The sequence below is a fragment of the Colwellia sp. D2M02 genome (assembly GCF_018860755.1).
GTDB lineage: Bacteria > Pseudomonadota > Gammaproteobacteria > Enterobacterales > Alteromonadaceae > Colwellia > Colwellia asteriadis.
Map to the genome: position 1 here is coordinate 139622 of NZ_JAHKPW010000043.1, position 26974 is coordinate 166595.

Here is a 26974-nt window from a genome sequence, read left to right on the forward strand (position 1 = left end):
GCTTGATAGTTTTTCTTTTTTTCATATGACAAGCAAGGCAAATTTCGCGTCAATAGCTGACCTATTGCAAGTAAATTTAACGAAGAAGTTAAGAAAAATAGCTACTAGAGAAACATTTGTTAAACCGATATCAAGTTAAGTTATATACTCAAAACTACTGAATAACCATTAACCAACAGCATTGAACTAACCGAGTCCGAATAAATACCTATGAAAACAGTTACTCATATTAATGAACTACGTAACCAAATTAGCCAATGGCGACAACAAGGGCTAACCATTGCCTTTGTACCAACAATGGGTAACTTACACGCGGGTCATATTTCTTTGATAACGCATGCTCATCAACATGCCGATAAAATTGTTGCCAGTATTTTTGTTAATCCGATGCAATTTGGCGCTAATGAAGATATTGATAGCTACCCAAGAACCATGGAAGAAGATAAAGCTAAGTTGGTTGTTGCTGGCACCGACTTATTATTTACGCCAACCCCCGACATGATTTATCCTAAAGGGTTAGCCAAACAAAGCTACGTTGAGGTACCTAATGTATCTGACGGATATTGTGGAGAGAGTCGCCCAGGTCATTTTCGTGGTGTAGCAACGATTGTTTGTAAGTTATTTAACTTAGTACAGCCTGATGTTGCCTGTTTTGGTTTAAAAGATTATCAGCAAGTACAAGTGATCACCACTATGGTTGAAGACTTATCAATGCCTATCACCATCATACCTGTTGATACTATTCGCGAAGAAAGCGGCCTCGCTTTAAGCTCACGTAATGGTTATTTAACTCCTGACGAAAAAGCAATCGCCCCCGCATTACAACAAAATTTACAATGGCTAGCGCAAGCAATAAAAGCCAGCCATGCTAATAGTGACAGTATTGATTTTATTGGTCTAACAAAAAAAACCGCCAACGCAATTAATAGCACAGGTATGCACACCGACTATATTCATGTTTGCCATGCACAAACATTACAGCCCGCCAGTGAAGATGATAAACAGCTGGTAATTCTTGCTGCTGCTCACTGTGGTAAAGCGAGATTAATTGATAATTTACAATTAAATTTAGATTAATGGAGTTATCGCTTACTCTGTGACTACTTCACCTTGTACGAAGCTCTCAAAATAAAGTTCATAAAACAACAAGTTAATTGCGGTAAACATCGGCAAATTTGCCGCGATTAGGTTGATAAAATATTTTTTATTAAAAGATTGCCACGCAAAATTTTATTGCTATAATCGCCAAACTTTTAAACGATACACATAACTAGTATCCTCTAGTTAATATCACTTCAGCCTAGATAAATCCTATGAGTAAACGTCCTTTAACTACTGCGGCACAAAACCCTCTAATAAATGCGGAAAAGCAAGAGAGTGCGTCAAGCAATGGTTCAAACACTATGGTAAGTAATACACCTGACACATCAACCGTTACAACGAACAATGAAGATTGGAGCGTACAAGATAGCGCTGATCTTTATAGTATTGATCAATGGGGTGTTGGCTATTTTAGTATTGCTGACAATGGTGAAGTGCATGTTAATAACCCGACTAGCGCCAATCAAAGTACTGACACGACAACGCTAAACAACACCAGTGTATCGTTAGTTGATATCGTTCAAGGCATGAAAGAGCGTGGCTTAGAAATGCCTGCGATTTTACGCATTGAAAACCTGTTGGATCAACGTATTAAAGAGCTTAACGAAGCTTTTTTGCGCGCCATCACAGCGGCTGAATACCAAGGTAATTACCGTGGTGTTTTCCCTATTAAAGTAAACCAACAATGCCATGTTATTGAAGAAATAGCCGACTTTGGTCGTCGCTTTAACCATGGTTTAGAAGCAGGCTCTAAAGCGGAATTGATTATTGCCTTATCACAATTACGTAATCACGAAAGTCCTAATCAAGACAGCTTAATTGTATGTAATGGTTATAAAGACTCTGAGTTTATTGACTTAGGCTTATATGCTAATCAAATGGGCATCTCGTGCTTTTTTGTTCTTGAAACGCCAGCAGAGTTACCGATTATTCTTGAGCGCAGCCGATCGTTAAATATTAAGCCGCTAATTGGTGTACGAATAAAGTCATCGGTTGTTGTAGATGGGCATTGGAATGAAGACAGCGGTGATCGCTCTATTTTTGGTTTATCTACCAATAGTTTGCTGGAGGTAGTCGAACAATTAAAAGCGGCTAACATGTTAGATTGCTTGCAATTATTGCACTGCCACTTAGGTTCGCAAATTCCTAACATTCGCAACATTCGTAATGGCGTGCTCGAAGCTTGTCGTTTTTATAGCGAATTAATAAACGAAGGTGCGCCTATGGGCTACCTTGATTTAGGTGGTGGTTTAGCCGTTGACTATGAAGGGGCTAGCTCAAATAGCACGCATAGCATGAACTACAAGCTTGATGAATACTGTGCCAATATTGTTGAAACTATTATTGAAAGTTTGGATCCGTTAGATATTGCTCACCCAACGATTGTCACAGAGTCGGGTCGTGCAACGGTCGCTTATTCATCTTTATTGCTATTCAATATTTTGGATGTTCGTAATCATGAGCCGCAAGCATTACCTGCGACTTTAGCTGATGACGCTCACGAACTATTGCATAATTTATTTGCGGTGTTAGGTAACACCACTAATAAAAACTTTCAAGAGTGCTATAACGACGCTATCTATTATCGTGATGAAATTCGCGAATTGTTTAGACGTGGTCAAGTGAACTTACATGAAAGAGCTCTAGGCGATAATATTACCTTGGCTATATTAGAAAAAATAAGCCATATACTGAAAACAATTGAACGTATACCGCCAGAGCTGGAGAAACTACCAGAGTTATTGTCTGATATTTATTACGGTAACTTTAGCTTGTTTCAATCATTACCCGATATTTGGGCGATAGATCAGGTTTTTCCTGTAATGCCTATTCATCGCCTTAATGAGCAACCTGACCGTGAAGCAATTATTGCTGACATTACCTGTGATTGTGACGGAAAAATTGACCGTTTTATTTCACCTGATGGAATTCGTAATACATTGCCGTTACATAAGCTTAATAAAAACGAAGAATATTACGTAGGTGTTTTTTTAGTTGGCGCTTATCAAGAAACCTTAGGCGATTTACATAATCTATTTGGAGATACCAATGTAGTAAGTGTCAGACTCAATGGCGATGGTAGCTTTGATTTTGTTCGTGAGTTTCATGGCGACAGTATTTCAGATGTACTAAGCTACGTTGAATACGAGCCAAAACAAATGTTAGAGCAATTTAGACGCAAAGCGGAACAAGCGGTTAAAGAACAAAAAATAACCGTAGCGCAACGTCAAGAAATACTAAAAGCGTTTAAAGAAAGTTTACAAGGTTACACCTATTTTGAGCGTGAGCAAGTTAACTAATTAAGCGTAAAAATCGTAATGAGCCGTTAAAAAACAATGGCTCATTGCAACCATTAATAAACAACGAACAATGTAAAATACAGGAAAAACCATGTCTCAATTAACCCCTTCAAAAGTGATCATTATCGGTGCCGGTGGCGTTGGTGGTGTTGTTGCACAAAAGTGTGCGCAAGTAGCTGAACTTTTTAGCGACATATTATTAGCAAGCCGTACTGAAGCAAAATGTATTGCCATTGCTGAGCAAGTCAAAGAAAAAACAGGTCAAGTGATTCGCACCGCACAAGTTGATGCAGACAACGTACCTGAGCTTGTTGCTTTACTCAAAAAAGAACAACCACAGTTAGTCATTAACGTTGCCCTGCCGTACCAAGACTTAACCATTATGGATGCCTGTTTAGAAGCCGGTGTTCACTACATGGATACAGCTAACTATGAGCCATTAGACACCGCTAAGTTTGAATACAAATGGCAGTGGGCTTACCAAGAAAAATTTGAGCAAGCAGGTCTTACCGCACTACTTGGTAGTGGTTTCGATCCCGGCGCAACCAATGTGTTCACCGCTTACGTAGCAAAACACTACTTTGATGAAATTCATGAGTTAGACATTATTGATGTTAACGGTGGTGATCATGGCTACCCGTTTGCGACTAATTTCAACCCTGAAATTAACATTCGTGAAGTAACCGCTGAATGTCGTCATTGGGAAAACGGTGAGTTTGTTACAACCGATGCTATGTCGAAAAAAGCAAGCTTCACTTGTCCTGAGTCAGTTGGTACTTACAATATTTACCGTATGTATCACGAAGAGCTTGAGTCATTAACAAAGCACTTCCCAAGCCTAAAACGCGCACAGTTTTGGATGAGTTTCTCTGACAATTACTTAAAGCATTTAGAAGTACTAGGTAATGTTGGCATGACAGGCATTGAGCCAATTGACTATAACGGTCAACAAATTGTGCCAATTCAATTATTAGCCAAGTTATTACCTGATCCATCATCATTAGGTCCTCGTACTGTGGGCAAAACTTGTATTGGTGTTGTAGTACGCGGTATTAAAGACGGTAAAGAAAAAGTCGTTTACCTTTATAATATTTGTGATCACCAAGCTTGTTATAAAGAGGTTAACTCACAAGCAATTTCATACACCACAGGTGTACCAGCGATGATTGGCGCTAAGCAAATGCTTGAAGGTAAATGGCTAAAACCTGGCGTATGGAACATAGAACAATTTGATCCTGACTCATTTATGGCTGATATGAATGAACACGGTTTACCGTGGAAAGTTATCGAATTAGATGATTTTTCATTATAAAAAGTAACGGGATTGAAACGCATTAGCATCACATAATTAATGCTCAACAGCCCCACTAACGCGGTTTATTAACAGCTTAGCTGATAATAAACCGCATTTATTATCTGACTCATAACTATGGGTACAGACAGCTCAAACAAGCCATTCGGCTTGGGCATTTGCAAGGGTAACCACTTCATGCAATTTACCGATTTTACTAAGCTTGACCTACAACGTTTACCGTCACCATGTTTTGTAGTTGACCAAGTCGCTATTGAACGTAACTTAACCATACTTAATCATGTTGCTAGCGCCAGTGGTGCTAAAGTGCTTGCCGCGCTTAAAGCTTTTTCTATGTGGCAATTAGGCCCGTTAACCGCAAGTTATTTAGATGGTATTTGCGCCAGTGGTTTACATGAAGCTAAGCTTGGTTTTGATGAATATCGCTACGGTGATAAAAAATCAGAAGTACATGTCTACAGCGCAGCGTTTAGTGAAGCCGATGTAAAAGAATTATTAACCTTCGCTGATCACATTGTTTTTAACAGTGTTAGTCAATGGCAACGTTTCAAACCGCTATGTTTACAAGCTCAAATTGAACGACCATCGCTGCATTTTGGTTTACGGATAAACCCTGAGCATTCAGAGGGAAGCGTACCACTATACGACCCTTGCGCCGAAGGCTCTCGTTTAGGTATTAAACTTTACCAATTAGCTGATATCGACTTAACCGGTATTAGTGGCTTGCACTTTCATACCTTATGCGAACAAGGTTTTGCTGAACTTAATAGAACCTTAAATGCTGTTGAAAACAAATTTTCTCATCTGCTGACACAAATGCAATGGGTTAATTTTGGTGGTGGACATCACATTACCGCACCAGACTACCAAGTAGACGCATTAATTGAGCGTATTAAGAGCTTTTCAGCGCAACATCAAGTACAAGTTTACTTAGAGCCTGGTGAAGCTATTGCTATTGGTAGTGGCATATTGTGCGCTGAAGTACTCGATATATTTGAGAAAAAAGCTCAAAGCGAGCATGACTATCACGCTATTTTAGATACGTCAGCCACTTGTCATATGCCTGATACCTTAGAAATGCCGTACCGCCCTGATATTACTAACTCAGGCGAGGTAAACGAGTTTATCCATAACTATCGCTTTGGCGGTTTAACGTGTTTGGCCGGCGACATTATTAATGATTACAGCTTTGTAGAGCCATTAACAATAGGCCAACGTATCGTTTTTGAAGATATGGCGCATTACACTATGGTAAAAACAAGTACCTTTAATGGCACTAAATTACCAGCGATTGCGCTTTGGAATTCACAAACAGATGAATTAACCCTAGTGAAGCAATTTACGTATGACGACTTTAAACAACGTTTGTCTTAATGGCCATTTAACTACTCTACTATAGTTTAAACACTATCGTTAAAATACCACATAGAGATATACCATGACCGAACCTCATGACGATTACCCAATATTTTTAGGCTCTGAAATAGAACAGCCTGAAATAAATAATGCCTTTTTTCATGTCTTGCCCGTACCATTTGAAAAAAGTGTTTCTTATGGTGGTGGCACTGCACAAGGGCCTTCAGCTATTTTACAAGCGTCTTGGCAACTCGAAGAGTGGGACGGTAAAAGCAAGCCATGCCAGCATGGAATTTATACTCACCCTGCAATAGATTGCAATGTATCTGCAGAGCAAGTCATAGATAATATTGCCAAAGCAACCAAGTTAATTCTTGATAATGGTGGTATGCCAATTGTTTTTGGTGGCGAACATACCGTCACTTACGGCGTTATTAAAGGCTTTCGTGATGCGGGTTATGACGACTTTGGTGTTGTGCAAATTGATGCTCACGCTGATTTACGTGAAGCCTACGAAGGTGACAAGCTTAGCCACGCCTCTGTAATGAAACGCGTTGTTGATTTAGGTATTCCATTATATCAATTAGGTATTCGCGCTTTTTGTGAAGAAGAAATGCAAATCCGTGAACAACATGGTGTGCACTTTCAAGACGGTGAAGAGTTAGTCCCTAATAACATTCAAAGTATTACGTTACCTGACGACTTCCCTGAAAAAGTATTTTTCACCTTAGATATTGATGGTATGGACCCTTCAGTGTTCCCTTCAACAGGAACACCAGTGCCGGGAGGCTTAGGCTGGTATCAAACTTTAAATTTGTTTGAGTCTGTTGCTAAGCAGCGCACTATTATCGGTTTTGATATTATGGAGTTTGCGCCAATCAAAGACTTTCATGCCTATGACTTTGCCGCTTCATTACTGACTTATAAAATGATGGGTATTGTTGAGCGTAACAGCAGTAAAATTAAATAACCTGAGGCTTAATTTAACTTAGCTTAAACCTGACTTAAGCGCAGAGTTATAAGCCATAAAAAAGCGACATTAGTGTTCAACACTATGTCGCTTTTTTTATAGCTTAACTGGAGCTATTTAGTGTTAGCCGCAGCAAGTAATTCAGGTAAAAATTGCTCACTCTCTAAAGCAAGTTTACTTTGCTCGACGAGAATATCTTGTAAAATTTCTTTGGTCGTGAGCGGGTTAGCTAAAACCACTCTAAAAACAATAACTTTTTCACCGTTATAATGCCCTACTTCAATACGCGTTCGCGAAACAAAAGACTTTCCGTCTTCACGCTGACGTTTTTGAATAAACTTGGTTAGTTTTCCAAGTAATAAATTGATATGTTGCTGACCTGCCACATCATTATTTTTGCCCTGGTTTGCCAATAACTCTTGTACTGATTTAGGCGCATAACGATAGGTTAATAAACATAACTCAGGCTTGGTTATTAATTCAAAATCTGGGTGCTGGTTAATAATATCCGCAAAGTATTCTGCTTTTTCTATCGCTTGGTTAATTAACATTTCATAACCGGGCCGACTAATAATATGTAAGCTAGAGTAAACTAACATCGCCATACCAGGGCGTGATCCTTCAAGGGTATGGCTACCTAAATCTTTTGAGCCTTTACGAAGAATATATTCAGCATGGTGTTCAATAGCCGCAACCGATGAAGGGTCTTTAAAAATAACTAACCCAGCGCCCATAGGAACATACATTTGTTTATGAGCATCTATGGTTACTGAGTCGGCACGTTCAACGCCAGCAAGTAATGGACGGTATTTGTTTGATAATAAGGTAGCTCCACCCCATGCGGCATCAACGTGAAAATGACATTGATGCTGCTCGGCAATATCAGCCATTGCATTAAGCGGGTCAATATTACCCGTTTCAGTAGTACCCGCTACACCAACAATAGAAAGCACTTTAATATTTTGTGCCGCTAATTCATCACACTTTTGCGCCAACTTAACACAATCTATTTTATTATTTTCATCCGTAGGAATGGCAATAACACTGTCTTGACCGAGACCTAAAATATCGGCTGATTTTTTCAGTGAATAATGACCACGCTCTGAGACCAAAATAGCCAAACCTTGGTAACCATAATGCTGCAAAGCCGCAAATAAGCCACTACGAGCAACTCCCTTAAAGTCACCATCCGCTTTTAATAATTTGTTACGAGCAACCCACAACGCGGTAATATTAGCTACTGTACCGCCCGAACAAAAAGCACCAAGTGAGTGTTGAGCGCTATGCATCCAGTTTTGGTAAAAGTCACTTGTTTCTTGATAAACCAAGTTATGCATCATGCCTAATACTTGGCGTTCTAACGGTGTAAATGCTTTAGACGTTTCTACTTTAACGAGATTTTGATTTAATCCAACCATTAACTTAGATAATGGTAAAATAAAAGAGGGTAAAGCTGAGGTCATATGACCAACAAAGCTAGGGCTAGAGGTATGAACTGATTGAGAAACTAACTTATCAAGTAAGTGACTCATATGGTCTGATACAAACGCCGGTTGCTCAGGAATTTGTGCATCAATAAAGTCTTGTTCAATATCAGTTAAAGCATTCTCACTGGCAACAATATGATTATTTAAAAAGCCAACCAAGTTTTGCGACATTTCCTGCTCAATTAACCCTAAGGTTGAATCAGGTGCTTCAGCTACGGTAAAAATCCGATGTAAAGACTCTTGTGTGGCATCTGCAATACGTTTAGTGGCTTTCATAATGGTTCACTTTTACTTACCTAATTATACCGCGCTAGCTAGGCTAGCTTAATCACGAGTAAGCTATCATTGTTTAATTGAGTGTACAAAGCATCGCACTTTAATAAAAAATCAGTTAAAAGTCTTCTTTTTTTAGTGACTATGATGAATACAGCAAGATGCTCACCACTGTTACGCACTTACTTGACGCTCATAAAGACACTGTATATCATCAAGTTCCATTAAAGTACGAGCAATATTGTCATTATATGAATAGATTCCCTCTTTTAGTAACTTTTCTCGGCATTTCATTACTTGCCATAACCAATAAAGCATTGGCTGATTCTCCTTATATTGGTATTGATTACATGCTGACCGACATTGATATTGGCGGTGAAAACGCTAAACCTTCAATAGCGGGCTTAAGAGCGGGGGTCAGTAATAATAATATTGCCTTTGAAGCACAGTACTTATTATCCACCAACACAGATAACATCTACCGAATGGAGTTTGATTTAGAAGAAAGCAAAGCGTTATATGTTGTTTTTCAATCAGATACTATGCAGGGCTTTCGTTTTGATGTCTCGCTAGGCTATGCTATGAATGATCTAGCAGTTACCGGCCCTGCAGAAACTTATAATGGCACTGAAGAATACAGTGGCTTCTCATGGGGCGTATCCCTTGTACAACAACTACCTTATTTAGATAATACGCAAATCAGACTAGGCTATCAGTCTCTATACAAAGACAGCGACCTTGAAATTACCGGTATTGCTTTAGGTTTAACCTACCAGTTTTAACATATACCCCTAGCATGTCAAACCAACTTCTTAGCCAATGAAGGCCATTTATTTACTATGCAAAACATTAAAAATTTAACAAGCGTATCTTACGCCTATATCGGTCCATTACTTATCTGCGTTACGCTATTATCGGGTTGTGGCTCTGATGGCGACTCTGAAAACCTAGCCAAAGCGGTCAAATTAGAAGCCCAACGCCAAAATGGTACTATTATTGAAAAATTTGAAGTTTCTGGTGGGCAAACTCGTCTAACAAAAGGTGATACTCATCAATTAACGGCAATGGGGACAGACAGTAAAGGAGAAATCCGTGACATCACCACAGAACTAATTTGGAGCTCTGGTGATGAAAGTATTGCTACTGTTAATGAAAAAACAGGTTTGGTAACGGCAATTAAAAACACCGAAGAAAATCAAGGCATTGTTGTTATAACAGCAAAAACCATTAATGACATTGCTAGAGATGTAAGCGTGTCAGTAAGTGATGAGGCTCCTGAGAATATTGTCTTAAAGCAAGTTTCTCCTGAGGTTGGTAGCATCAATACGTGCATAGATGCAAGAATTACCGGTGATATAACCTACCAAGACGGCTACCAGTCATTAAACACTACTCGTGGCGTCAGTTTTAGTGTCGATGATAACAGTACCGCTATTATTAATGATGAGGGAGATATTTTTACCTCTGCCGCAACGACTGAGGACTCCATTATTAGAGCCAGTATGGCCAATAATGTTACGAGCACATTAGTCGTTACAGCAGATCCAAATAATTTAAGCAATATCAGTGTGGTTCTTGATGAGGAGCCAATTGAACGTATAACAATGAACGTTGGTGAACGTTTACAAGTGAATGCACAAGCAACATTATTAGCTGAAGTATCTGAGGATACCTTTGATATCGACAACAGTGTTAGTTGGACAATAACAAATAATACACGGGTTGGGCTTACCGAAACAGGTGACAACAAAGGAACATTATTCGCATTGCAACCTGGTGTAGTTCAAGTTCAAGGCAGTTGTGGCGGTAAACTAGGCTCAGCAACTATTGAAATTAAAGGCGAAGCAGATATAGAAGGCTTGCAGATTAATGAAGGTGAAGATGAGTTAACCGTAGGGCTAGATGACTCAATTACGTTAACCCTAAGTGCTAATTACACAAGTACACCGAGTACATTAAATGTTACTGAATTTGCTCAATGGCTTATAGATGGTGGCACCGAAAACAACCTCATTAATGTTGAGCTAGTAGAAACTGGAACCGATACTGCCAATTATAAAATAACAGCCAACAAAAACACTACTGGTACTGTCGTTATTTCAGCAGCTTATGATAACAATGAAGCGAGTGTACGTATCAATATAGAAGTAGCTGAATAGAAATAGCAACATAGAAATAACAGAGTATTATTAAAGTGACTAGCGATTAAAATTAATACTACTCATATATTAACAGCGACCTTAAAGGTCGCTTTTTTGTTTTTCTAAGTACAATTTTTCATTTTAAACATTAATTTTCACTCGATAATTTTCGTAGTCTATACTGCTTATAAGCTTTACTTTTTTATCAACCACTTTCGTACTCTGGTGATTTCATTTTTATTCTAATACGGTAAACCTTATGACCAATGATGCTGTACCTTCAACCCAAAAAATAGCCATTACTGACCTTAAACCAGGCATGTATGTTTTATCTATCACCAGTAAAAATAAAAGCGTTAATGTTAAAACTGAAGGCTATATAAGAAGCCAAGAAGGTATTCAGAAAATGGTTCAAGCCGGTATTACCCACCTAACCATTGACCCTAATAAACAAAAGCAAGCCGAAAAAATAGATAAAATATTACCTGATATTGATAATGAACCAGAGCCATCGGCACAAGAAAAGCCTACATCGGTTTCATTAGATCAAGAAATGAAAAGTGCTAGTACGCTCTATGACAATGCCAAAACGTTGCAACATAAAATTCTTAACAATCTCACTGAAAGCAGAAGCATAAATATTAGTGAAGCAAAAGAAGCAACCGACGCTATTGTAGACTCCATCTTTAGAAACCAAGATGCGCTCGCCTGTATGTCTCGGTTACGTATTAAAGATGAATACTTAGTAGAGCATTCGCTTAATGTTTCTATTTTAATGAGTATCTTTGCTAAATATTTAAAGCTTGACCGCGAATTAATAGAACAACTCGCCTTAGGCGCTTTCTTGCATGATGTTGGTAAAGTCTTAATTCCACCAGAAGTGTTACATAAACCCGGCAAACTGACTCCCCCTGAGTATGAAATAATAAAAAGCCATGTAACATTAGGCATGCAAGTCCTACAAGATTGTCCTGACTTACCTGAGCTAGTCTTAAGTGTTGTCAAACAACATCATGAACGCTTAGATGGTACAGGTTACCCTCAGCAGTTAACTGAGCCACAAATAAGCCAATTTGGTCGTATGATAGCAATTGTTGACAGTTATGATGCTATGACAGCCGAGCGTGTCTATAAAGCAGGTATGCACCCTATCAAAGCGTTTAAAATATTAATGAAGGAATCTCCAACCAGTTATGATAACGAATTGGTTGAGCAATTTGTAAATTGTTTAGGTATATACCCTATTGGTACTTTGGTAAAATTGACAAGCGGTAAACTAGGTTTGATAAGCAAGTTAAATAAAAGCAAACCACTACAACCTTTCGTACGGGTTTTTTATAATACTAGATTAAACCAAGCTATCGCCATGGAAGAAATTGATTTAATCCATGACAAACATCAAGATCAAATTGACTGCTGCATCAGACCTGAAGAGTTCAATATTAACCTGTTACGCTTTTTTAAACGGGCTTTTATAGAATAAGGCCCTTATTATTTTAATAACATACTAATATTAAAAGACAATAATTCAAGCTTCCTTCTCTAACTAGAAATTTTCTAGTATAAGCAAGACCGTTTTATGCGCCAATAGCGAGTCTATTGCAAATGACTCCAACGCGATTATTGATAAGTAATATCAGCTTGAGATAAATTTATTATTTTAAGCTCAGGTTACTTAGAGCAACGAAGCCACATAAATTAGGCCTGCTTGAAATAACGCCAATAATGACAATGCTAAAGCGAGTACTTTACGTTTAATTTTTATCATGGTGCATCCTTGATACTACTAATCAGTTTAATTACCTATTAAGTTAACTTTAATAAGTATTTAACCTGATCTCGGCTTAACAAATGTTTCTCTAGCAACTATTCTTCTTAGCTAAGTTCACTTGCAATAGCTCCCTATTGACACGAAATTTTCCTTGCTGATCATATGAAAAGAAGAAAAACTATCAAGCTAACGATTCAGAAAAATAATTGGTGCGGATATTTCAATTTCTTAAATATCCCTTAAACCAAGTTCAAGTTATTTAACGATAATTAGCAAGGGCTATACCAAAAGTAAAAAACAGTCTGCTTGAAATAATTAGATTACCTGAGTTACCAATAACATCAGTGGCAGCGAGGCATTTAAGGAAATTTAACCTTTATCTTGGTGGAGTAGTAGCGGTCAATAAAGACAATGAAGTATAAAACGAAACTACGAGTGTATAGTAAATTTCACTAAATAGTGGTGATAATAACGCATCAACTTCATCTAGATGCAAATAAAATCGCTAATAATGGAGTTAACTCTCTCAATTTCAGTAAAGAGTCGTTAAAGTATTATTAAAGACTCTTATTTACCATTAGCGAGTATATTAGCGTACTAATAAAAGCTGATAACACACTTGCTGACTTGCTTGGTATTTAGCTTCAAACGGGGTTAAGGCATTTTTTACATCAACCGGTAGCGCTTCTATATTGCCGCGGAAATTCACTAGGCCAGCCGCTTGTTGAAACTCTTCTAAATACAAACGCCAATTACTGCGTAAAATAAGCTGCTGACCAATACTGGTCATTTGTGGAAACACCGCACTACCGTGCCAGCGACGCTGTAAGTGTTTAGCTTTTGGCCACGGATTTGGGTATAAAATATAGTGCTTAGTCACGGGCCAATTGGCGGCTTTGACTAAGCGATAAAAGTCATTTAAATCGGCACGAACCAAATGAAAGTTACCCTGCTCTTCTAACTCTTCAAAACCTTCGACATTACGATTAATGCGATGCGCCGACTTATCAACACCAATCACTAACGCCTGTGGATTTTTCTTTGCCAAGATACGCGTACTTTGACCAACGCCACAGCAAGCATCTAAAATAACCCCACCTTGAGGGTTTTCACTAAGAAAAGCTTGTACTGCCTGATCAACCTCATTAAACGCTTGTTCAGTATGCATTTGGTAAGGTTTTTTAAATGGGTGTGATAAATGCTTTTCAACAACCTCATTAAGCTTTTCATGAATGCCGGGTTGATTAGTAATAATCGCTTTTGAATCACCCGTAGGCATGTTGTTCATTTTATTTCCTTCATTATTTTTAAATCAATAACGCAATGATCTTTTCTAGGTAAGTAGCCCGTTATATGTTTGCATCTACAAGCTTAACTTCTCAGGCCAATACCTTTATTAATTAAAGTCATAGCCACGGTAAATAACACGATAATAAATATTCCAATTACGCTAAATGCAGTCACCAAACTGACATCGGATACCCCTAAAAAACCGTAACGAAAGGCATTAACCATGTAAACTATCGGGTTAGCTTGCGATACCCCTTGCCAAAACTCAGGCAATAAGGTTATTGAATAGAAAACACCGCCAAGGTAAGTTAATGGCGTTAATACAAACGTAGGAATAATCGAAATATCATCAAAGCTGCCGGCAAAAATGGCATTAATCAAGCCGCCCAATGCAAAGGTCGCCGAAGTTAATAAAACGGTTGCAATAATTACCCAAACATTATGAATTTGCACATCAACAAAGAATAATGACACTAAGGTAACAATCAAGCCAACCAATAAGCCACGGCACATACCGCCACCCACATAACCAGCAACAATCACCCAGTTAGGTACGGGGGCAACGAGCATTTCTTCAACATTACGCTGCCATTTAGCACTGAAAAATGATGACGACACATTAGAGTAAGAGTTCGTAATAACACTCATCATAATAAGGCCAGGGACAATGAACGACATATAGTCAAAGCCACCCATTTCACCAATACGTGAACCAATTAGCGAGCCAAAAATGACGAAATATAAGCTAATAGTAATGGCGGGAGGCACTAATGTTTGCACCCAAATACGCATAAAGCGCTGAACTTCTTTGGTTAAGATACTTTTTAAGGCAATAGAGTTATTCATAATTATTGGCCTGCATTCTTTTCAATTAAGTTAACAAATAGCGCTTCTAAACGATTACTTTTATTACGCATACTTAGCACTTGCACCCCTTGGTTTGATAACTGCTCAAAGACACTATTTAAGGTTTGAGCCTTATGAAGTTCAACTTCTAAGGTGTGCTCGTCAATAACACTATAACCAACATCACTAAGTGTGATTTGTTGATTGGTCGGAGATAAATCAAGGACAAAGGTTTCACTATCAAGTTGCGCGAGCAAACCTTTCATACTGGTGTTTTCAACTATTTTTCCGCCATCAATAATCGCGATATTACGGCACAGATTTTCCGCTTCTTCTAAATAGTGAGTTGTTAAAATAATGGTAATACCTTGCTCGTTTAATACTTTCAAGAAGTCCCACATACCGCGGCGAATTTCAATATCAACACCAGCGGTTGGTTCATCTAAAATCAACATTTTCGGCTCATGCATTAACGCACGAACAATCATTAAACGACGCTTCATACCACCCGATAATGACTTAGCTTGCACATTGCGCTTATCCCAAAGCTCAAGTTGCTTCAGGTATTTTTCTGCACGCTCCATTGCCGTTTTTCTGGGTACGCCATAATAACCGGCTTGGTTCACCAAAATCTGCATTAAGGGTTCAAACTGGTTAAAGTTAAATTCTTGCGGTACTAAACCAATAAAGCTTTTTGCTTTTTCTAAATCGCTATCAATATCATAACCAAATACCTTTACTGTACCTGCGGTTTTATTAACAAGTGAAGTGATCACACCAATAGTGGTCGACTTACCAGCACCATTTGGGCCTAACAAAGCAAAAAAATCACCTTGTTTTACGGTTAACTCAATGCCTTTTAACGCCTCAAAGCCCCCTTTATAGGTTTTTGCGAGCCCGCTAATCTCTAATGCATATGTCATAGGGTTTCCAATCCACTTGATGGGTAATAAAACTGAACTAATAGATATGGTGGCACTAATCTTTTTTTCAACAACTAATCAACACAGTATTTTTCATTGAACCATGAAAAAGGGTTATCTACCGACTTTTTCTTGTGTCGGCATAAGGCTATATCTACAATGATTGTTCAATATTATCTTCAGGACAACTCATGTTAGCTAATTATTCATTTAAAAAGCGCAAGGTAAATAAGTTAGCACAACTTATTTTAGGTGCTTTATTAACGTTACCGTTAATTGCATGCCAAACTACTGATAACAGTACAGAAAAAACCACTAATACGGTAGATAGTTCGTCATTAACTATCGCCAGCATTTATCAAGAAAAACAATTTAAGTCGGATCGCATCGGTCAAATTCGCTGGTTAGCTGATGGTAGTGCCTACCTTGCCATTGAACAAGCTGCTAATGATGAAGAAAAAAACTTAGGTAATGAAATTGTTAGCTACGACCCAACAACGCTAGCGCGTGAAGTATTAGTTAGCGCTAAGCAACTGACACCACAAGGTTTTGAGCAAGCCTTAGTGATTGATAACTACCACTACTCAGACGATAAAACTAAGCTACTGATTTACACTAACAGTAAAAAGGTGTGGCGCTCAAATAGCCGTGGTGATTACTGGTTATACAACGTTAAAACTAAAACCTTAACTAAGCTAGGCGATAGCACTGAAAGCAGCCAATTAATGTTTGCTAAATTCTCACCTGACGCTACTCAAGTTGCTTACGTTTATAACAACAATATTTACCTACAAAACCTAAAAACGCTTCACATTACACAACTAACCAATAGCGCCGGCAATGGTATTATCAATGGCCTGTTTGACTGGGTATATGAAGAAGAGTTTTTAATTCGTGATGGTTTTCGTTGGAGCCCTGATGGTAAAAAAATCGCGTACTGGCAGCTAGATACTAGCGGTAGTAAAGACTTTATTATGATCAACAATACTGACAGCCTATACCCAACGCTAACTAAATTCCCCTACCCTAAAGTAGGAGAAGAAAACGCCTTAGCTAACATAGGTATTGTTGACGTAAGCAGCCAAAAAACCGTTTGGACTAAACTGCCAAACAACTCACGCAACATGTACATACCTCGCATGAACTGGTCGGGTAATAGTGAAGAAATTTTAGTTCAACATGTCAATCGCAAACAAGACACCAACAAACTTTATCTGGCTAATGCTAATAGCGGTAAAGTCTCGTTGTTAATGACAGAGCAAGAAGAAAACTTTTTAGACTTTTTTGATGACGCTCGTTGGTTAGAAAACGGTAATAGCTTTATTTGGACAAGTGAACGTAGCGGGTGGCGTCATCTATATCGTATTTCACGTAGCGGCAAACATGTTATCAACTTAACTAATGGCGACTTTGACATCACTGAAATTAAAGCTCTTGATGAGGCCAATGGTTGGATTTACTTTATTGCCTCACCTGAAAATGTCAGTCAGCGCTACTTATACCGTAGTAAACTTGATGGTAGCATTAGCAATCAGTTAATAACTCCTGAAGGCTTTGACGGTTACAACCAATACCAAATGGCAAGTAATGGTAGTTGGGCAATTCATTCACACTCAAGCTTTAGCAAACCTACCAGTAAATACTTAGTGCAAATTTCGGCTGAAAATAAAAGCCAGCATCAGCAAAAGCATATTTTAATGACTAATGAAGTGCTTAATACTAAGTTAGCGACAATGAACTTAGCAGCAACGGAGTTTTTTCAAGTTGAAGCACAAGACGGTATCGTACTTGATGGTTACATTACCCGCCCTGCTGATTTTGACCCAAACAAAAAATACCCCATCATTTTTTATGTCTACGGTGAAGCTTGGGGACAAACCGTACAAGACAAATGGCGCGGTAATGCCTTTATGTGGGACCAATACTTAACCGAGCAAGGCTTTATTGTCGCCTCAGTTGATAACCGTGGTACCCGCGCACCTAAAGGGCAAGCATGGCGTAAATCAATTTATGGCGCAGTGGGAATTTTATCATCACGCGATCAAAGCGATGCCTTAAAAGCCATGGCAAAGCGTTGGCCATATATTGATACCAACCACGTGGGTATTTGGGGGCATTCAGGTGGCGGCTCCATGACACTAAACATGTTATTTAGATACCCAGAGCAATACCATGTAGGTATTTCGTCTGCCCCCGTTGCTGACCAACTGCTGTACGATACCATCTACCAAGAGCGCTATTCTGGCTTATTACCTGACTACGCTGAAGGCTACAAACAAGGCTCACCAATTACCCACGCAAAAAACTTACAAGGGCAACTATTACTAATTCATGGCACAGGCGATGACAACGTACACTACCAAGGTAGCGAGCGTTTAATTAACGAGTTAGTAAAACATAACAAGCAATTTGAGTTTATGTCATACCCAAATCGTAGTCACAGTATTCGTGAAGGTAAAGGGACAACATTGCATTACAAAACGATGAAAACTCAATTTTTTAAAGATAATTTATTAACTGAGTAATTGGCTAACATTATTGGCTTGAATTTACGCTAGTAGCAATAAAGATATACAAATAAAAGGGTAACCCGTGTTTAACGAGTTACCCTTTTTTAGATGACGATAAATGAATCAACTCATTAAGTGAGCAAAGCGACAATATAAGTGTATAAACTCTGTTTTTAGCTACATAACCTGAGCTCGGCTTAACAAATGTTTCTCTAGTAGCTATTTTACTGAGTGTGTTTTATCCTAACCTTAATGCTCAAGTTGCGATTAAACTATGAGATTTTTATGCATAACAGTTGCAAAGGTATACCTTCAAGCAGTTTTTAATAATCGTTTCTGCAAACCTTGTAAATAAGCTTTATTCGCGATTAATACATCGAGTTCACCCTCAAAAGTGTAAACTTGTTTCAAATTAGGTAGTGTAAATTTCCCTTTTAATAAAGACATAGCGCACGTTAAATTAACAAAGTTAAAATATAAGATGAACAACTGGATAAAATCTGTCTTTTGGCGCTGTAAACCAAGTTTGTTAGCGGTGCGTGGGTTTATTATATAACTCGTCACTTTAATTCTAATATTGGTGCTATTTTGCTGTTCATACTGTGCAATAAGCGCTAATAACCCCTTAATATTCGCAATAAAAACCCGCCTTTTACGCTCTTGTGCTGTACTTGTAAAATCAAGAGCAAAATAATAATCAAATAAACTACCGCTGTGTAATACTAATTGATTATTTTTCATCTTCTCAGCAATCAGTAAAGGCGAGTAATAAAGCAAACTACCATTTTTCATTCCGCTAGGAACATCCACAAAAGGAGCAAAAACTGTTAAGGAAATAGCCAAAAAAAGCAGACTAAATCCTGACAAACCACAGAAGAACAATAAAGCTCCAATAAAAACATTAATCAATATAAACAAGCTTACTAGCTTGAGATAAAACATTATTTTCTGACGGCGACTAAATAAATAAAAAGAATGTTCCATCATAAGCGTACAACCTTTACCCGTAAGGAAATAATAGCTAATTAAGACACTTGTGACTTTATTGGGCAATATTGGTTAAAAGTAAGGTTAATTCAATAATGATAAAACTAATTACTAAAAAGACCAAGGCAGAATAAACAGCCAGGTTATTAAAAACAAAAGTCCCCTTGTATAAGTAATAACCTGTTCACTCTCTTTAATGTATATTGATACTAAAAGCTTATTTTTCTAACTAACAATAAAGCTGCTAAAGTAAAAAATAGGTATATAGTTTTTGGCTCTGATACTTGGGTGGCAGTGCTAATCATTAAATTATCAATCGTTGTATCTATACCGCTTATTCTTACAGAGCCAATAGAAACATCGGAATCAAAACCAGCCCAATTCATCTCCCCAAACTGAGAAGGTAAATCTATAAGAAATGAATCTATTAACATATTGTGATGATCATAAAAATCAAATATTGATGGTTGGTTAACATGGCCATTAGAAAAAAAACCACCGAAACTAAAAACATCTACATCAAAAGCTATATTGACAAACCCTAAGCCGCCAATAGCTACATATTTCAGCCCATCATTAGCTAATTGCCTAACGACACCATTATTTATTGTTTCAACATCCCAGCCTCCACTAGCCATTGAAAGGAAGTGGTCATCTATCCACTCGTTATCTCCAGTTATAGTTGCTTTATTATCAAAAATCTTTTCACTTTGATATGGATGGTAGAGGCCGAAAAGCGATTCGAAGCTTTCGGAATAGTCAGCATTAAATCCATTTTGTGTTACCTCAATCACTCCTGCATGAGCCTTTATCGATATAAAGAAAAACATGCCTAGCATTAAAATTTTTTTCACTTCAAACTCCTTTTATTAAAAAGGATAATCATACATAAGCCCATAAAAAAACTCAATTTATTAGTCACTTAAATACTAAAATTCAATTTAGGCACTTTTAGTCGATCAAGGAGAAGTTTTTAAAACCTATTCCATAATTCTTGAGTAAACTTAACAACCAGATAGCATCAATAACCTATTAAGCTCACCTATCCTTAATTCAATGTATGCTCAGACTATGGTAAGTTTTTTATGAGCGCTTGTTTATTTTCAATTCAAGCAGCGTTGACTCTGTTGAGCTAACGAACCTTCGTGCATAATGTTCTCAGCCCAAGACTAAAATAAAGCCCCTTTAAGTAGGCTTCCTTAGTCCATATGACCTATTCCCCAGCCTTTTCGAAACTATCCACTTTTTCTCTGTCCCTACGTCATATGTCCCACCTATCCCAATAAAAAAACTTACTTCCCAAGCCCATCTGCACTTTCAGGTAGAGCAGTAATTGAAGTTTTTTTGCAATATTTTCAATGTTACCGCATATTTATTGACTAGGTTCTGTCACTAAAGCTTTAAATGACCGTAGTAACTCAACATAGGATAAAACATGCCAAATAATACAAATATTCCAGAAGAAGCGTTCGATTGGTACGATGAATACGCACATGGCGGCATGGACCGACGAACCTTTATGAAAAAGCTAACGGGTTTAGTTGCTCTTGGTTATTCTATGTCGGTGTTAACCTCTGCATTGCTCCCTAATTATGCCTTAGCAGAGCAAGTTTCATTTAACGACTCTGATATCAAGGCGAGCTACGAAAATTTTCCGTCTCCACAAGGGCACGGCGAAGGTAGAGGCTATTTAGTTACACCTAACAATAGTACTAATAATATGCCTGTAGTCTTAGTTATTCATGAAAACCGAGGCTTAAACCCTTATGTTAAAGATGTGGCTCGTCGATTAGCTAAAGCTGGCTTTATTGCTTTTGCGCCTGACGCCTTATTTCCGTTAGGCGGATACCCAGGCAATGACGACGAAGGTCGAGCAATGCAAAAAACATTAGATAAAGACAAAATTCAAAACGACTTTGTTGCTGCGGCCAATTTTTTAAAGTCTCACCCACGTTCAAATGGTAAGTTAGGTGCCATTGGCTTTTGTTTTGGCGGATACATTGTTAACTATTTAGCAGCCATTGACAGTAACCTCATTGATGCTGGCGTTCCTTTTTATGGCACACCGGCAACAAAAGCCTTAAGAAAAAACATTAAAGCACCGTTAATGATTCAATTAGGCGAGCTAGATGAACGAGTAAATGCTTCTTGGGCTGAATATGAAGCTGACTTAAAAGCAAATAATGTTGAGTATGTAATGCATATGTACACCAATGCCAAACACGGTTTCCATAACGACTCAACAGGGCGATATGATAAAGAAAATGCCGAGTTAGCGTGGTCAAGATCGCTAGCATTTTTTAACAAAAAGCTAGTACTGAATAACACCTAATAAGTATTTATAACTAGCTTGCATGGCTTTAGAGTGTTGTTTTAGAGCTTTATGTTCACTTCAGGTTAAGCTGATAATTACCTACATACATTACCAGCTTATTTTCCGCCTTTACCTCTAGAGCGCTTTGATAACAAAAACAAAGCCAACGATTATCTTCCTCTCGAGCAACCTGTATATTACGATTATTGTTCCTCACACCCACGAACCATCATTTTATGATTGAGTAATATTTTCTATTTCAACCTCTGGCTCACAGGCTAACTTTTATATTTTTAACAGGTTGTTAGCTATTTATTGACCACCAAATTCTCTCTCGCTATAGGGCTGCCATGCAGAATAATCGTTTCTATACTATCCCACGACTCTATAGCGTCTAAAGGATTACTTTCGAGCAATAGAAGGTTAGCAATTTTGCCAACTTCTACAGTGCCATAATCTTTATCAATTCTGAATTGTTTAGCATTATTAATCGTTGCTGCCGCCAATACTTCTTCAAGCGATAGCCCTGCGGTAACCATAGCTTTCATTTCTTGATAGGTTGTTAGCCCAGGTTGGTTAGCAAAACTAGGGCTGCCAGGAAAGTCTGAAGCCAATAAAATAGGAAGGTTAGAGCTTCTTAGGTATTGAATAACTTTATTACCTTTTCCTATTCGCCCATATAAGAATGCAGCTGAAATTGATTGATCTGGCATTCCATCAAAACCAATTCGAAGTTCCTCCTTGAACCATTGCGCTTCAGTGGTTTTATACCAATCAATAAGTGACTTCGGCGTAATAGATAAAAACTCAGGAGAATTAACAATAGCAGGTAGCATTACTTCACCTAAGCCAGCAATCACTCTTTGTGTAGGCATATAGCCTACTTTGTTATTAATCATTATATCCAGAGTGTTAGATATCTCCTTAGGTATATCTTTCTCGCGATTATATTGCCCCCAATTCCACATACCATGAGCGATCACATCAACATCTGCGGCAAGTGCTAATTGTTGCATATCTAAGGCATTAGCGTGGGCGACTATAAGTAAATTAAATTTTTCCGCCGCTATTTTAATTCGCTTTAGCGTATTGGTTGAAAATGTTTGCCATTGACTAGCGTTACCATAACCGTCTTCAAAATAAATTTTTATACATGAAGCACCTGAATTGGCAATTTTACCAACTAAACTTTCGACAGAATTTACTGCGGTTGCCTCTGCACTTTCATCAATTAAATAAGTGAACATTGATCTTGATAGAGCATCTGTTTTTTCTACATACGGAAAGGTATTCTTTGATGTTAATACCTCACAGCGAAAATAATCAGGGTGATGAGGCGCCGAAGTAAAATAGTCGAAACTTACTCCCGGATTAGGATCAAGTATTTGAGTGACTCCATAATATAAAAAGCTTCTTGGTTGTTGTTCAAAATAAGCCTTTACGAGTTTTGGGTTTTTAATAGCCACAGGTTCAACACCAAACCCCATACCAGGAATTGACGAAACATGCGCATGGCTATCCATAAGGCCAGGCGTTAAGAATTTTCCCAAACCATTTATTTTAAGATCGTAGGATATAACATCTTTATCCGTTATTTCGGTAATTCGTCCATCACTTATTAATACATTCATCTGTATTTTGGGTGCTTGCAAATGAGGAGAAATGATAGTGACATTTTCAATTAGAATCTTGTTCTGCGCTAATAAAGCAAAAGATAACAATGAAATTGAGAGTGATAATGCTTTAATCATGATACTTCCATGTTAGATTTATGAAATAGTTAACGCTGTTTTAAGCGTAAAATTGCTGTTGGCTATACTCATGAGGAACGATAATACCCAATGTTACCAGCCCTTCTTTAACGACTTATTATACGTTTTTTACGACTACCACTAGTTTTTTTACTTCACTTTCAATAGGCTCTTCAAAAAACTTGGTTACCTGATTAAACATTTCCTCGGTATCGAACGCTGCTCTTGATGGTTGCTCAACTCTCCTTTGTGCTATTTGTTGTAGGCACAATTCATTGCTTACTTTTAAATAAATAAGCTCAGACTCCGACTTTGCTTCCAATGATAACAGTTTAAACCACTCTCTTTGCTTTTTTGTATTCGCGGGGAAATCCATAACGACACTTGAACCAGCCCTTAATATACTTTGAACATGAGCTTTTATCAGAGGTCTTAGCTGACCAGAAAACTTAATATAGTCTTCAAAAGATGTAATTTGATCCGGATAAAGTTTAGACAACCACTCATCTTCAGAAATAAGAACAGCATTACGAACTACCGAAACCTTTTTAGACTCAGTTGACTTTCCTGCCCCCATTTTCCCACAAAAATAAATCAACGTACCACTATTTGACATCAACCCTCCATGGCGCATAACGCCTCATTAAAAACAAACTGCTTTTTGCCCTTATTTAACTTGTTAGGCTTTTATTAGCTTTGAACAAGGCAACCTGTTTAAGTAATTACTTATTAAGACGTTAATATTTTCTTTTAACCACACGGGACCAAAGTCAGCAATATCATTATGTTTTGCCTTAGGAATATTCACTACGCAACTTCCATACTTTTCTTGTTCTGCTTCTGTTGGCAATACACCTTTATCAGCTGGAAAATCACTAGCCCGAATAGATAATATTTGGAAATTACTATTACGAGGTAAAGGAACACGCCTATGATCGAGCGTTATAATTTTTTGAATATAACTCTTGCCTTCATTACCTAACCACGCTGAAATATCACCGCCATTAGAGTGACCAATTAATGTTAACTGCTCAAAATTGTACTCAATAAAACGTTTACTTAAAGAGCCCTTTAAGAAATCTAATGTTTTTGCTCCGCGTATCCAGTTTTCACTTCGCGTTTCATATAAATTACCTGAAACGGATAAAGCTGGATCACTTGGCAGCTCATGACCTATTGCAATAACGAGGTAACCAAGTTGGTTAAATTGCTTAGATAGAAAAGTATATTTTGTATGCGGCACTCCATATCCAGCACTTAAAAAAGCAACTGGACACTTTAAGTTAGTAGAGCATAGCTTGATATCAACAGGAAAAGTAATTTCTACTGGAATGGTTCTATCTCTGGCTTCATCATAAATGCTTTCTGCATTTACTGTATTCAACCAACACGTAACTATGATTACGATTCCTTTTAGGTAACTCATAACTCTCCTGAAAGTCTAACGCCCGCATTCAGCGGTTTATCCGCTGAATGCTTTGTTGTATGCACTTAATTGTGCCTTTGTTTAACAGTAGAAAGGATAAAGCTATCAATTTCGTTATTAACTGCGCCAATACTACTGTTATTTAATATCACATAACCAAAGTTCAGGTCAGTAACAGAACGTGATAACGAGACCCAGCCTCGATTAAATCCCGCAAAGCCGAGGCTATTGTTTTCTGCGTCAATTACATAGCTCATACTCCAGCGCCCGTTAGTATTCGGAGCTGGCTCTATCATCAGACTAATAAGTTTTTCTGGCAACAACGTTAAACCATTATAATGCCCATCGTTGTTGCGCAACACTGCCATATTAAAGCGAGCTAAATCTATAGGCGTTGTTTGTAAACCTGCTGCTGCTTTTTCATTGAAGTACACCATACCAGTTACTCTGCCGGTATCGTCATAAGGTGTTGCCGACTTATTAATTACTTTTTCAGCAATATTGAAAGTAGAATCCTTCATATGTAGAGGTTCGAACACGTTTTGCTGCATATAGTCTTCAAATGCCATGCCGGATACATCTTCAATTAAAAGTTGCACCACTGAATATCCACCACCAGAATAAGACCACTTTGTATCGGGAGCATGGATAAGCTCAACGGGTCCAGCACCATTGTTATCACCATTTAGTGAATCAACAATAGATGATAATTTTTCGGGAGAGTCCCATCCTACATATGGTCCCAGCGACAAGCCTGAAGTGTGAGATAGGATATTTCTTAACGTTACTTTTTTTACGTTAAACTCAGAATTAGGAATTTGCCAGCGTTTGAGATATTGATTAATTGGCACATCTAAACCGACTTTACCTTGGGCTACAAGTTGCATTGCTCCCCAAGCAGTAACCAGCTTAGAAATAGATCCTACGTTAAACATTGTGCTTTGGGTAATTTTCGCTTCGGTTACTACGTCAGCAAAACCATAGGAGCGAAATTTAACGATTCTATTTCCATTGACGAAAGCAAGTGCGACACCGGGAGCTTTGTATTTATCTAAAATCTTCGGTATGCCATCGTCCAAGTGCTTTATGAGCTCAGACACATCAGTAATTTCTTCGGCAGTAACAAAATTGGCTAAAACGACCGCAGATATTATTAAAATAGATTTAATCATGACTTTCCTTGTGCGTACAACGCTCATTTAAGGGCTCATAATAGATTACTAAAATGTGTAGCGAAGCGAAACCGAGCAAACTGTTTTTAGTCCCGCTTGATTTGTTTGTTATGTTACTTTTTACACGACAGTTTTGTGTAATATTTAATTAGAATATAAAAAGAAAACACAAAAGGTAGAATTAGAAAACTTAGCACTTTAATTAATGCACCTGAGGAAGAGCCTGCTGGTTGATTCGTTAAAATAAGACTAAAGCCAATACCAATTAAAATACACAAGGCAACAATTCCAAAGAATACCAATTTACGTGTAAACTCTGACTCTCTCTTTTCTAAACTTTTAACACCTATATTCATTTAATTTCCTAAGTAACATAACGCCTAAACGCCTATTAAGAGGCTTAAATAGTTGATTAAAATAAGCGAAGCACGAGCAAAAAACAACTGTTTTTTTTAGTCCTTTTAAGCAACTACAGCCACCGCCTAACACTTTCTTTATACACTGCATACTCGTCACCGAATATAGAACTTAAAAACACCTCTTCCGGTTTTATTTGATATTTATTCATATACCAAATAAACAGCGCGATAAATAGCATGTTAATAGGATTAGCTAAATAAAAGAAGTACCCCAATAAAGTCATAAGCATGCCTACATACATTGGGTTACGAGTGTACTTATATACGCCTGACGTTACGAGAGTTGACACATTTTCAGTATTCATGGGATTAACTGTTGTTTTATGCTGTTGAAATGAAGCTACGCCCGAAAGTGTAAAAACGACACCCAAGACAAAAAAGAAAAATAACAATTGTGTACTGAAAGGCAAAGTAAAGTTAAAAACATTGAAGAATAAACCTATTAAATACATCAATGCCGCAAAAGTTGTTGTAACAATTACAGGGGGAATTTTTTGTTCAAGACTCACGAAATTACTCTTGTAAACATAACGCCTTGCTAAGCGGAAAATAATGGTTAGCTATAATCACGAAGTGATGGCCAACTGTTATTTTTCCGTTTGAGCAACTTGTATGGATAATACAC

At 37.8% G+C, this 26974-nt stretch carries 22 protein-coding genes; 10 read left to right on the top strand and 12 right to left on the bottom strand.

Translation table 11 applies throughout. The annotated features are described in order from the left end of the window. Positions 1-210 precede the first annotated feature (210 nt). From panC to speB, 5 genes are all read left to right on the top strand, one after another. Positions 211-1077, top strand: coding sequence for a pantoate--beta-alanine ligase (gene panC, locus KO495_RS07245; protein ID WP_215979733.1), 867 nt, complete (start codon positions 211-213; stop codon positions 1075-1077). A gap of 236 nt (positions 1078-1313) precedes the next feature. Beyond that, a complete protein-coding gene (speA, locus tag KO495_RS07250; protein ID WP_252738850.1) occupies positions 1314-3401 on the top strand; it encodes a biosynthetic arginine decarboxylase in 2088 nt (695 codons plus the stop codon). A gap of 91 nt (positions 3402-3492) precedes the next feature. Further along, a complete protein-coding gene (locus KO495_RS07255; RefSeq protein ID WP_215979734.1) occupies positions 3493-4713 on the top strand; it encodes a saccharopine dehydrogenase family protein in 1221 nt (406 codons plus the stop codon). A 177-nt stretch (positions 4714-4890) separates the two neighbouring features. Continuing rightward, positions 4891-6087, top strand: a complete 1197-nt coding sequence (gene nspC / locus KO495_RS07260; RefSeq protein ID WP_215979735.1) for a carboxynorspermidine decarboxylase — start codon at positions 4891-4893, stop codon at positions 6085-6087. A 64-nt stretch (positions 6088-6151) separates the two neighbouring features. After that, on the top strand, positions 6152-7039 hold the full coding sequence (speB, locus tag KO495_RS07265) for an agmatinase (protein ID WP_215979736.1): 888 nt from the start codon (positions 6152-6154) through the stop codon (positions 7037-7039). 113 nt (positions 7040-7152) lie between these two features. Here the strand turns inward: speB and panP are convergent, their stop codons facing one another. Further along, on the bottom strand, positions 7153-8802 hold the full coding sequence (gene panP, locus KO495_RS07270; protein ID WP_215979737.1) for a pyridoxal-dependent aspartate 1-decarboxylase PanP: 1650 nt from the start codon (positions 8800-8802) through the stop codon (positions 7153-7155). 158 nt (positions 8803-8960) lie between these two features. On the opposite strand from panP, the gene KO495_RS07275 reads away from it, so the two are divergent. The 3 genes from KO495_RS07275 (at position 8961) to KO495_RS07285 (ending at position 12423) form a co-directional block, all read left to right on the top strand. Then, positions 8961-9581, top strand: a complete 621-nt coding sequence (locus KO495_RS07275; RefSeq protein WP_215979738.1) for a porin family protein — start codon at positions 8961-8963, stop codon at positions 9579-9581. A gap of 57 nt (positions 9582-9638) precedes the next feature. Further along, positions 9639-10958 carry an Ig-like domain-containing protein gene (locus KO495_RS07280; RefSeq protein WP_215979739.1) on the top strand — a complete coding sequence of 440 codons (1320 nt, stop codon included), beginning with the start codon at positions 9639-9641 and terminating at the stop codon, positions 10956-10958. 241 nt (positions 10959-11199) lie between these two features. Then, on the top strand, positions 11200-12423 hold the full coding sequence (locus KO495_RS07285; RefSeq protein ID WP_215979740.1) for an HD-GYP domain-containing protein: 1224 nt from the start codon (positions 11200-11202) through the stop codon (positions 12421-12423). An 877-nt stretch (positions 12424-13300) separates the two neighbouring features. Here KO495_RS07285 and KO495_RS07290 read toward each other — a convergent pair. From KO495_RS07290 to KO495_RS07300, 3 genes are all read right to left on the bottom strand, one after another. Beyond that, positions 13301-13990, bottom strand: coding sequence for a methyltransferase domain-containing protein (locus KO495_RS07290; protein ID WP_215979757.1), 690 nt, complete (start codon positions 13988-13990; stop codon positions 13301-13303). 92 nt (positions 13991-14082) lie between these two features. Beyond that, positions 14083-14847 carry an ABC transporter permease gene (locus KO495_RS07295; protein ID WP_215979741.1) on the bottom strand — a complete coding sequence of 255 codons (765 nt, stop codon included), beginning with the start codon at positions 14845-14847 and terminating at the stop codon, positions 14083-14085. 2 nt (positions 14848-14849) lie between these two features. Beyond that, entirely contained in the window at positions 14850-15770 is a 921-nt protein-coding gene (locus KO495_RS07300) for an ABC transporter ATP-binding protein (RefSeq protein WP_215979742.1), read from the bottom strand. A gap of 191 nt (positions 15771-15961) precedes the next feature. Between KO495_RS07300 and KO495_RS07305 the strand changes: the two genes are divergently transcribed. Next, positions 15962-18295, top strand: coding sequence for a S9 family peptidase (locus KO495_RS07305; protein ID WP_215979743.1), 2334 nt, complete (start codon positions 15962-15964; stop codon positions 18293-18295). Positions 18296-18592: 297 nt separating this feature from the next. Here the strand turns inward: KO495_RS07305 and KO495_RS07310 are convergent, their stop codons facing one another. Both KO495_RS07310 and KO495_RS07315 read right to left on the bottom strand, forming a co-directional pair. Further along, positions 18593-19267, bottom strand: coding sequence for a hypothetical protein (locus KO495_RS07310; protein ID WP_252738851.1), 675 nt, complete (start codon positions 19265-19267; stop codon positions 18593-18595). A 209-nt stretch (positions 19268-19476) separates the two neighbouring features. Beyond that, the gene (locus KO495_RS07315; RefSeq protein ID WP_215979744.1) at positions 19477-20121 is read right to left on the bottom strand and encodes a hypothetical protein; all 645 of its coding nucleotides are present in this window, start codon (positions 20119-20121) and stop codon (positions 19477-19479) included. Positions 20122-20702: 581 nt separating this feature from the next. On the opposite strand from KO495_RS07315, the gene KO495_RS07320 reads away from it, so the two are divergent. Next, positions 20703-21599 carry a dienelactone hydrolase family protein gene (locus tag KO495_RS07320; protein WP_215979745.1) on the top strand — a complete coding sequence of 299 codons (897 nt, stop codon included), beginning with the start codon at positions 20703-20705 and terminating at the stop codon, positions 21597-21599. A 290-nt stretch (positions 21600-21889) separates the two neighbouring features. Here KO495_RS07320 and KO495_RS07325 read toward each other — a convergent pair whose 3' ends face one another. From KO495_RS07325 to KO495_RS07350, 6 genes are all read right to left on the bottom strand, one after another. Next, the gene (locus tag KO495_RS07325; protein ID WP_252738852.1) at positions 21890-23332 is read right to left on the bottom strand and encodes an amidohydrolase family protein; all 1443 of its coding nucleotides are present in this window, start codon (positions 23330-23332) and stop codon (positions 21890-21892) included. A gap of 118 nt (positions 23333-23450) precedes the next feature. Then, positions 23451-23948, bottom strand: a complete 498-nt coding sequence (locus KO495_RS07330; RefSeq protein ID WP_215979746.1) for an ATP-binding protein — start codon at positions 23946-23948, stop codon at positions 23451-23453. Between the two features lie 63 nt (positions 23949-24011). Beyond that, entirely contained in the window at positions 24012-24758 is a 747-nt protein-coding gene (locus tag KO495_RS07335; protein ID WP_215979747.1) for an alpha/beta hydrolase, read from the bottom strand. 65 nt (positions 24759-24823) lie between these two features. Next, on the bottom strand, positions 24824-25930 hold the full coding sequence (locus tag KO495_RS07340) for a serine hydrolase domain-containing protein (RefSeq protein ID WP_215979748.1): 1107 nt from the start codon (positions 25928-25930) through the stop codon (positions 24824-24826). 113 nt (positions 25931-26043) lie between these two features. Next, the gene (locus KO495_RS07345; protein WP_215979749.1) at positions 26044-26286 is read right to left on the bottom strand and encodes a hypothetical protein; all 243 of its coding nucleotides are present in this window, start codon (positions 26284-26286) and stop codon (positions 26044-26046) included. 113 nt (positions 26287-26399) lie between these two features. Continuing rightward, positions 26400-26858, bottom strand: a complete 459-nt coding sequence (locus KO495_RS07350; RefSeq protein ID WP_215979750.1) for an isoprenylcysteine carboxylmethyltransferase family protein — start codon at positions 26856-26858, stop codon at positions 26400-26402. Positions 26859-26974 lie beyond the last annotated feature (116 nt).

Excerpts from the sequence above, each read along its gene's own strand:
- KO495_RS07310 (WP_252738851.1), bottom strand. The coding sequence starts at position 19,267 with ATGATGGAACATTCTTTTTATTTATTTAGTCGCCGTCAGAAAATAATG.
- speB (WP_215979736.1), top strand. The coding sequence starts at position 6,152 with ATGACCGAACCTCATGACGATTACCCAATATTTTTAGGCTCTGAAATA.
- KO495_RS07280 (WP_215979739.1), top strand. The coding sequence starts at position 9,639 with ATGCAAAACATTAAAAATTTAACAAGCGTATCTTACGCCTATATCGGT.
- KO495_RS07285 (WP_215979740.1), top strand. The coding sequence starts at position 11,200 with ATGACCAATGATGCTGTACCTTCAACCCAAAAAATAGCCATTACTGAC.
- KO495_RS07330 (WP_215979746.1), bottom strand. The coding sequence starts at position 23,948 with ATGTCAAATAGTGGTACGTTGATTTATTTTTGTGGGAAAATGGGGGCA.
- panP (WP_215979737.1), bottom strand. The coding sequence starts at position 8,802 with ATGAAAGCCACTAAACGTATTGCAGATGCCACACAAGAGTCTTTACAT.
- panC (WP_215979733.1), top strand. The coding sequence starts at position 211 with ATGAAAACAGTTACTCATATTAATGAACTACGTAACCAAATTAGCCAA.
- speA (WP_252738850.1), top strand. The coding sequence starts at position 1,314 with ATGAGTAAACGTCCTTTAACTACTGCGGCACAAAACCCTCTAATAAAT.
- KO495_RS07300 (WP_215979742.1), bottom strand. The coding sequence starts at position 15,770 with ATGACATATGCATTAGAGATTAGCGGGCTCGCAAAAACCTATAAAGGG.
- KO495_RS07255 (WP_215979734.1), top strand. The coding sequence starts at position 3,493 with ATGTCTCAATTAACCCCTTCAAAAGTGATCATTATCGGTGCCGGTGGC.
- KO495_RS07340 (WP_215979748.1), bottom strand. The coding sequence starts at position 25,930 with ATGATTAAATCTATTTTAATAATATCTGCGGTCGTTTTAGCCAATTTT.
- KO495_RS07290 (WP_215979757.1), bottom strand. The coding sequence starts at position 13,990 with ATGCCTACGGGTGATTCAAAAGCGATTATTACTAATCAACCCGGCATT.
- KO495_RS07335 (WP_215979747.1), bottom strand. The coding sequence starts at position 24,758 with ATGAGTTACCTAAAAGGAATCGTAATCATAGTTACGTGTTGGTTGAAT.
- KO495_RS07325 (WP_252738852.1), bottom strand. The coding sequence starts at position 23,332 with ATGATTAAAGCATTATCACTCTCAATTTCATTGTTATCTTTTGCTTTA.
- KO495_RS07345 (WP_215979749.1), bottom strand. The coding sequence starts at position 26,286 with ATGAATATAGGTGTTAAAAGTTTAGAAAAGAGAGAGTCAGAGTTTACA.
- KO495_RS07305 (WP_215979743.1), top strand. The coding sequence starts at position 15,962 with ATGTTAGCTAATTATTCATTTAAAAAGCGCAAGGTAAATAAGTTAGCA.
- KO495_RS07275 (WP_215979738.1), top strand. The coding sequence starts at position 8,961 with ATGCTCACCACTGTTACGCACTTACTTGACGCTCATAAAGACACTGTA.
- KO495_RS07295 (WP_215979741.1), bottom strand. The coding sequence starts at position 14,847 with ATGAATAACTCTATTGCCTTAAAAAGTATCTTAACCAAAGAAGTTCAG.
- KO495_RS07320 (WP_215979745.1), top strand. The coding sequence starts at position 20,703 with ATGCCAAATAATACAAATATTCCAGAAGAAGCGTTCGATTGGTACGAT.
- nspC (WP_215979735.1), top strand. The coding sequence starts at position 4,891 with ATGCAATTTACCGATTTTACTAAGCTTGACCTACAACGTTTACCGTCA.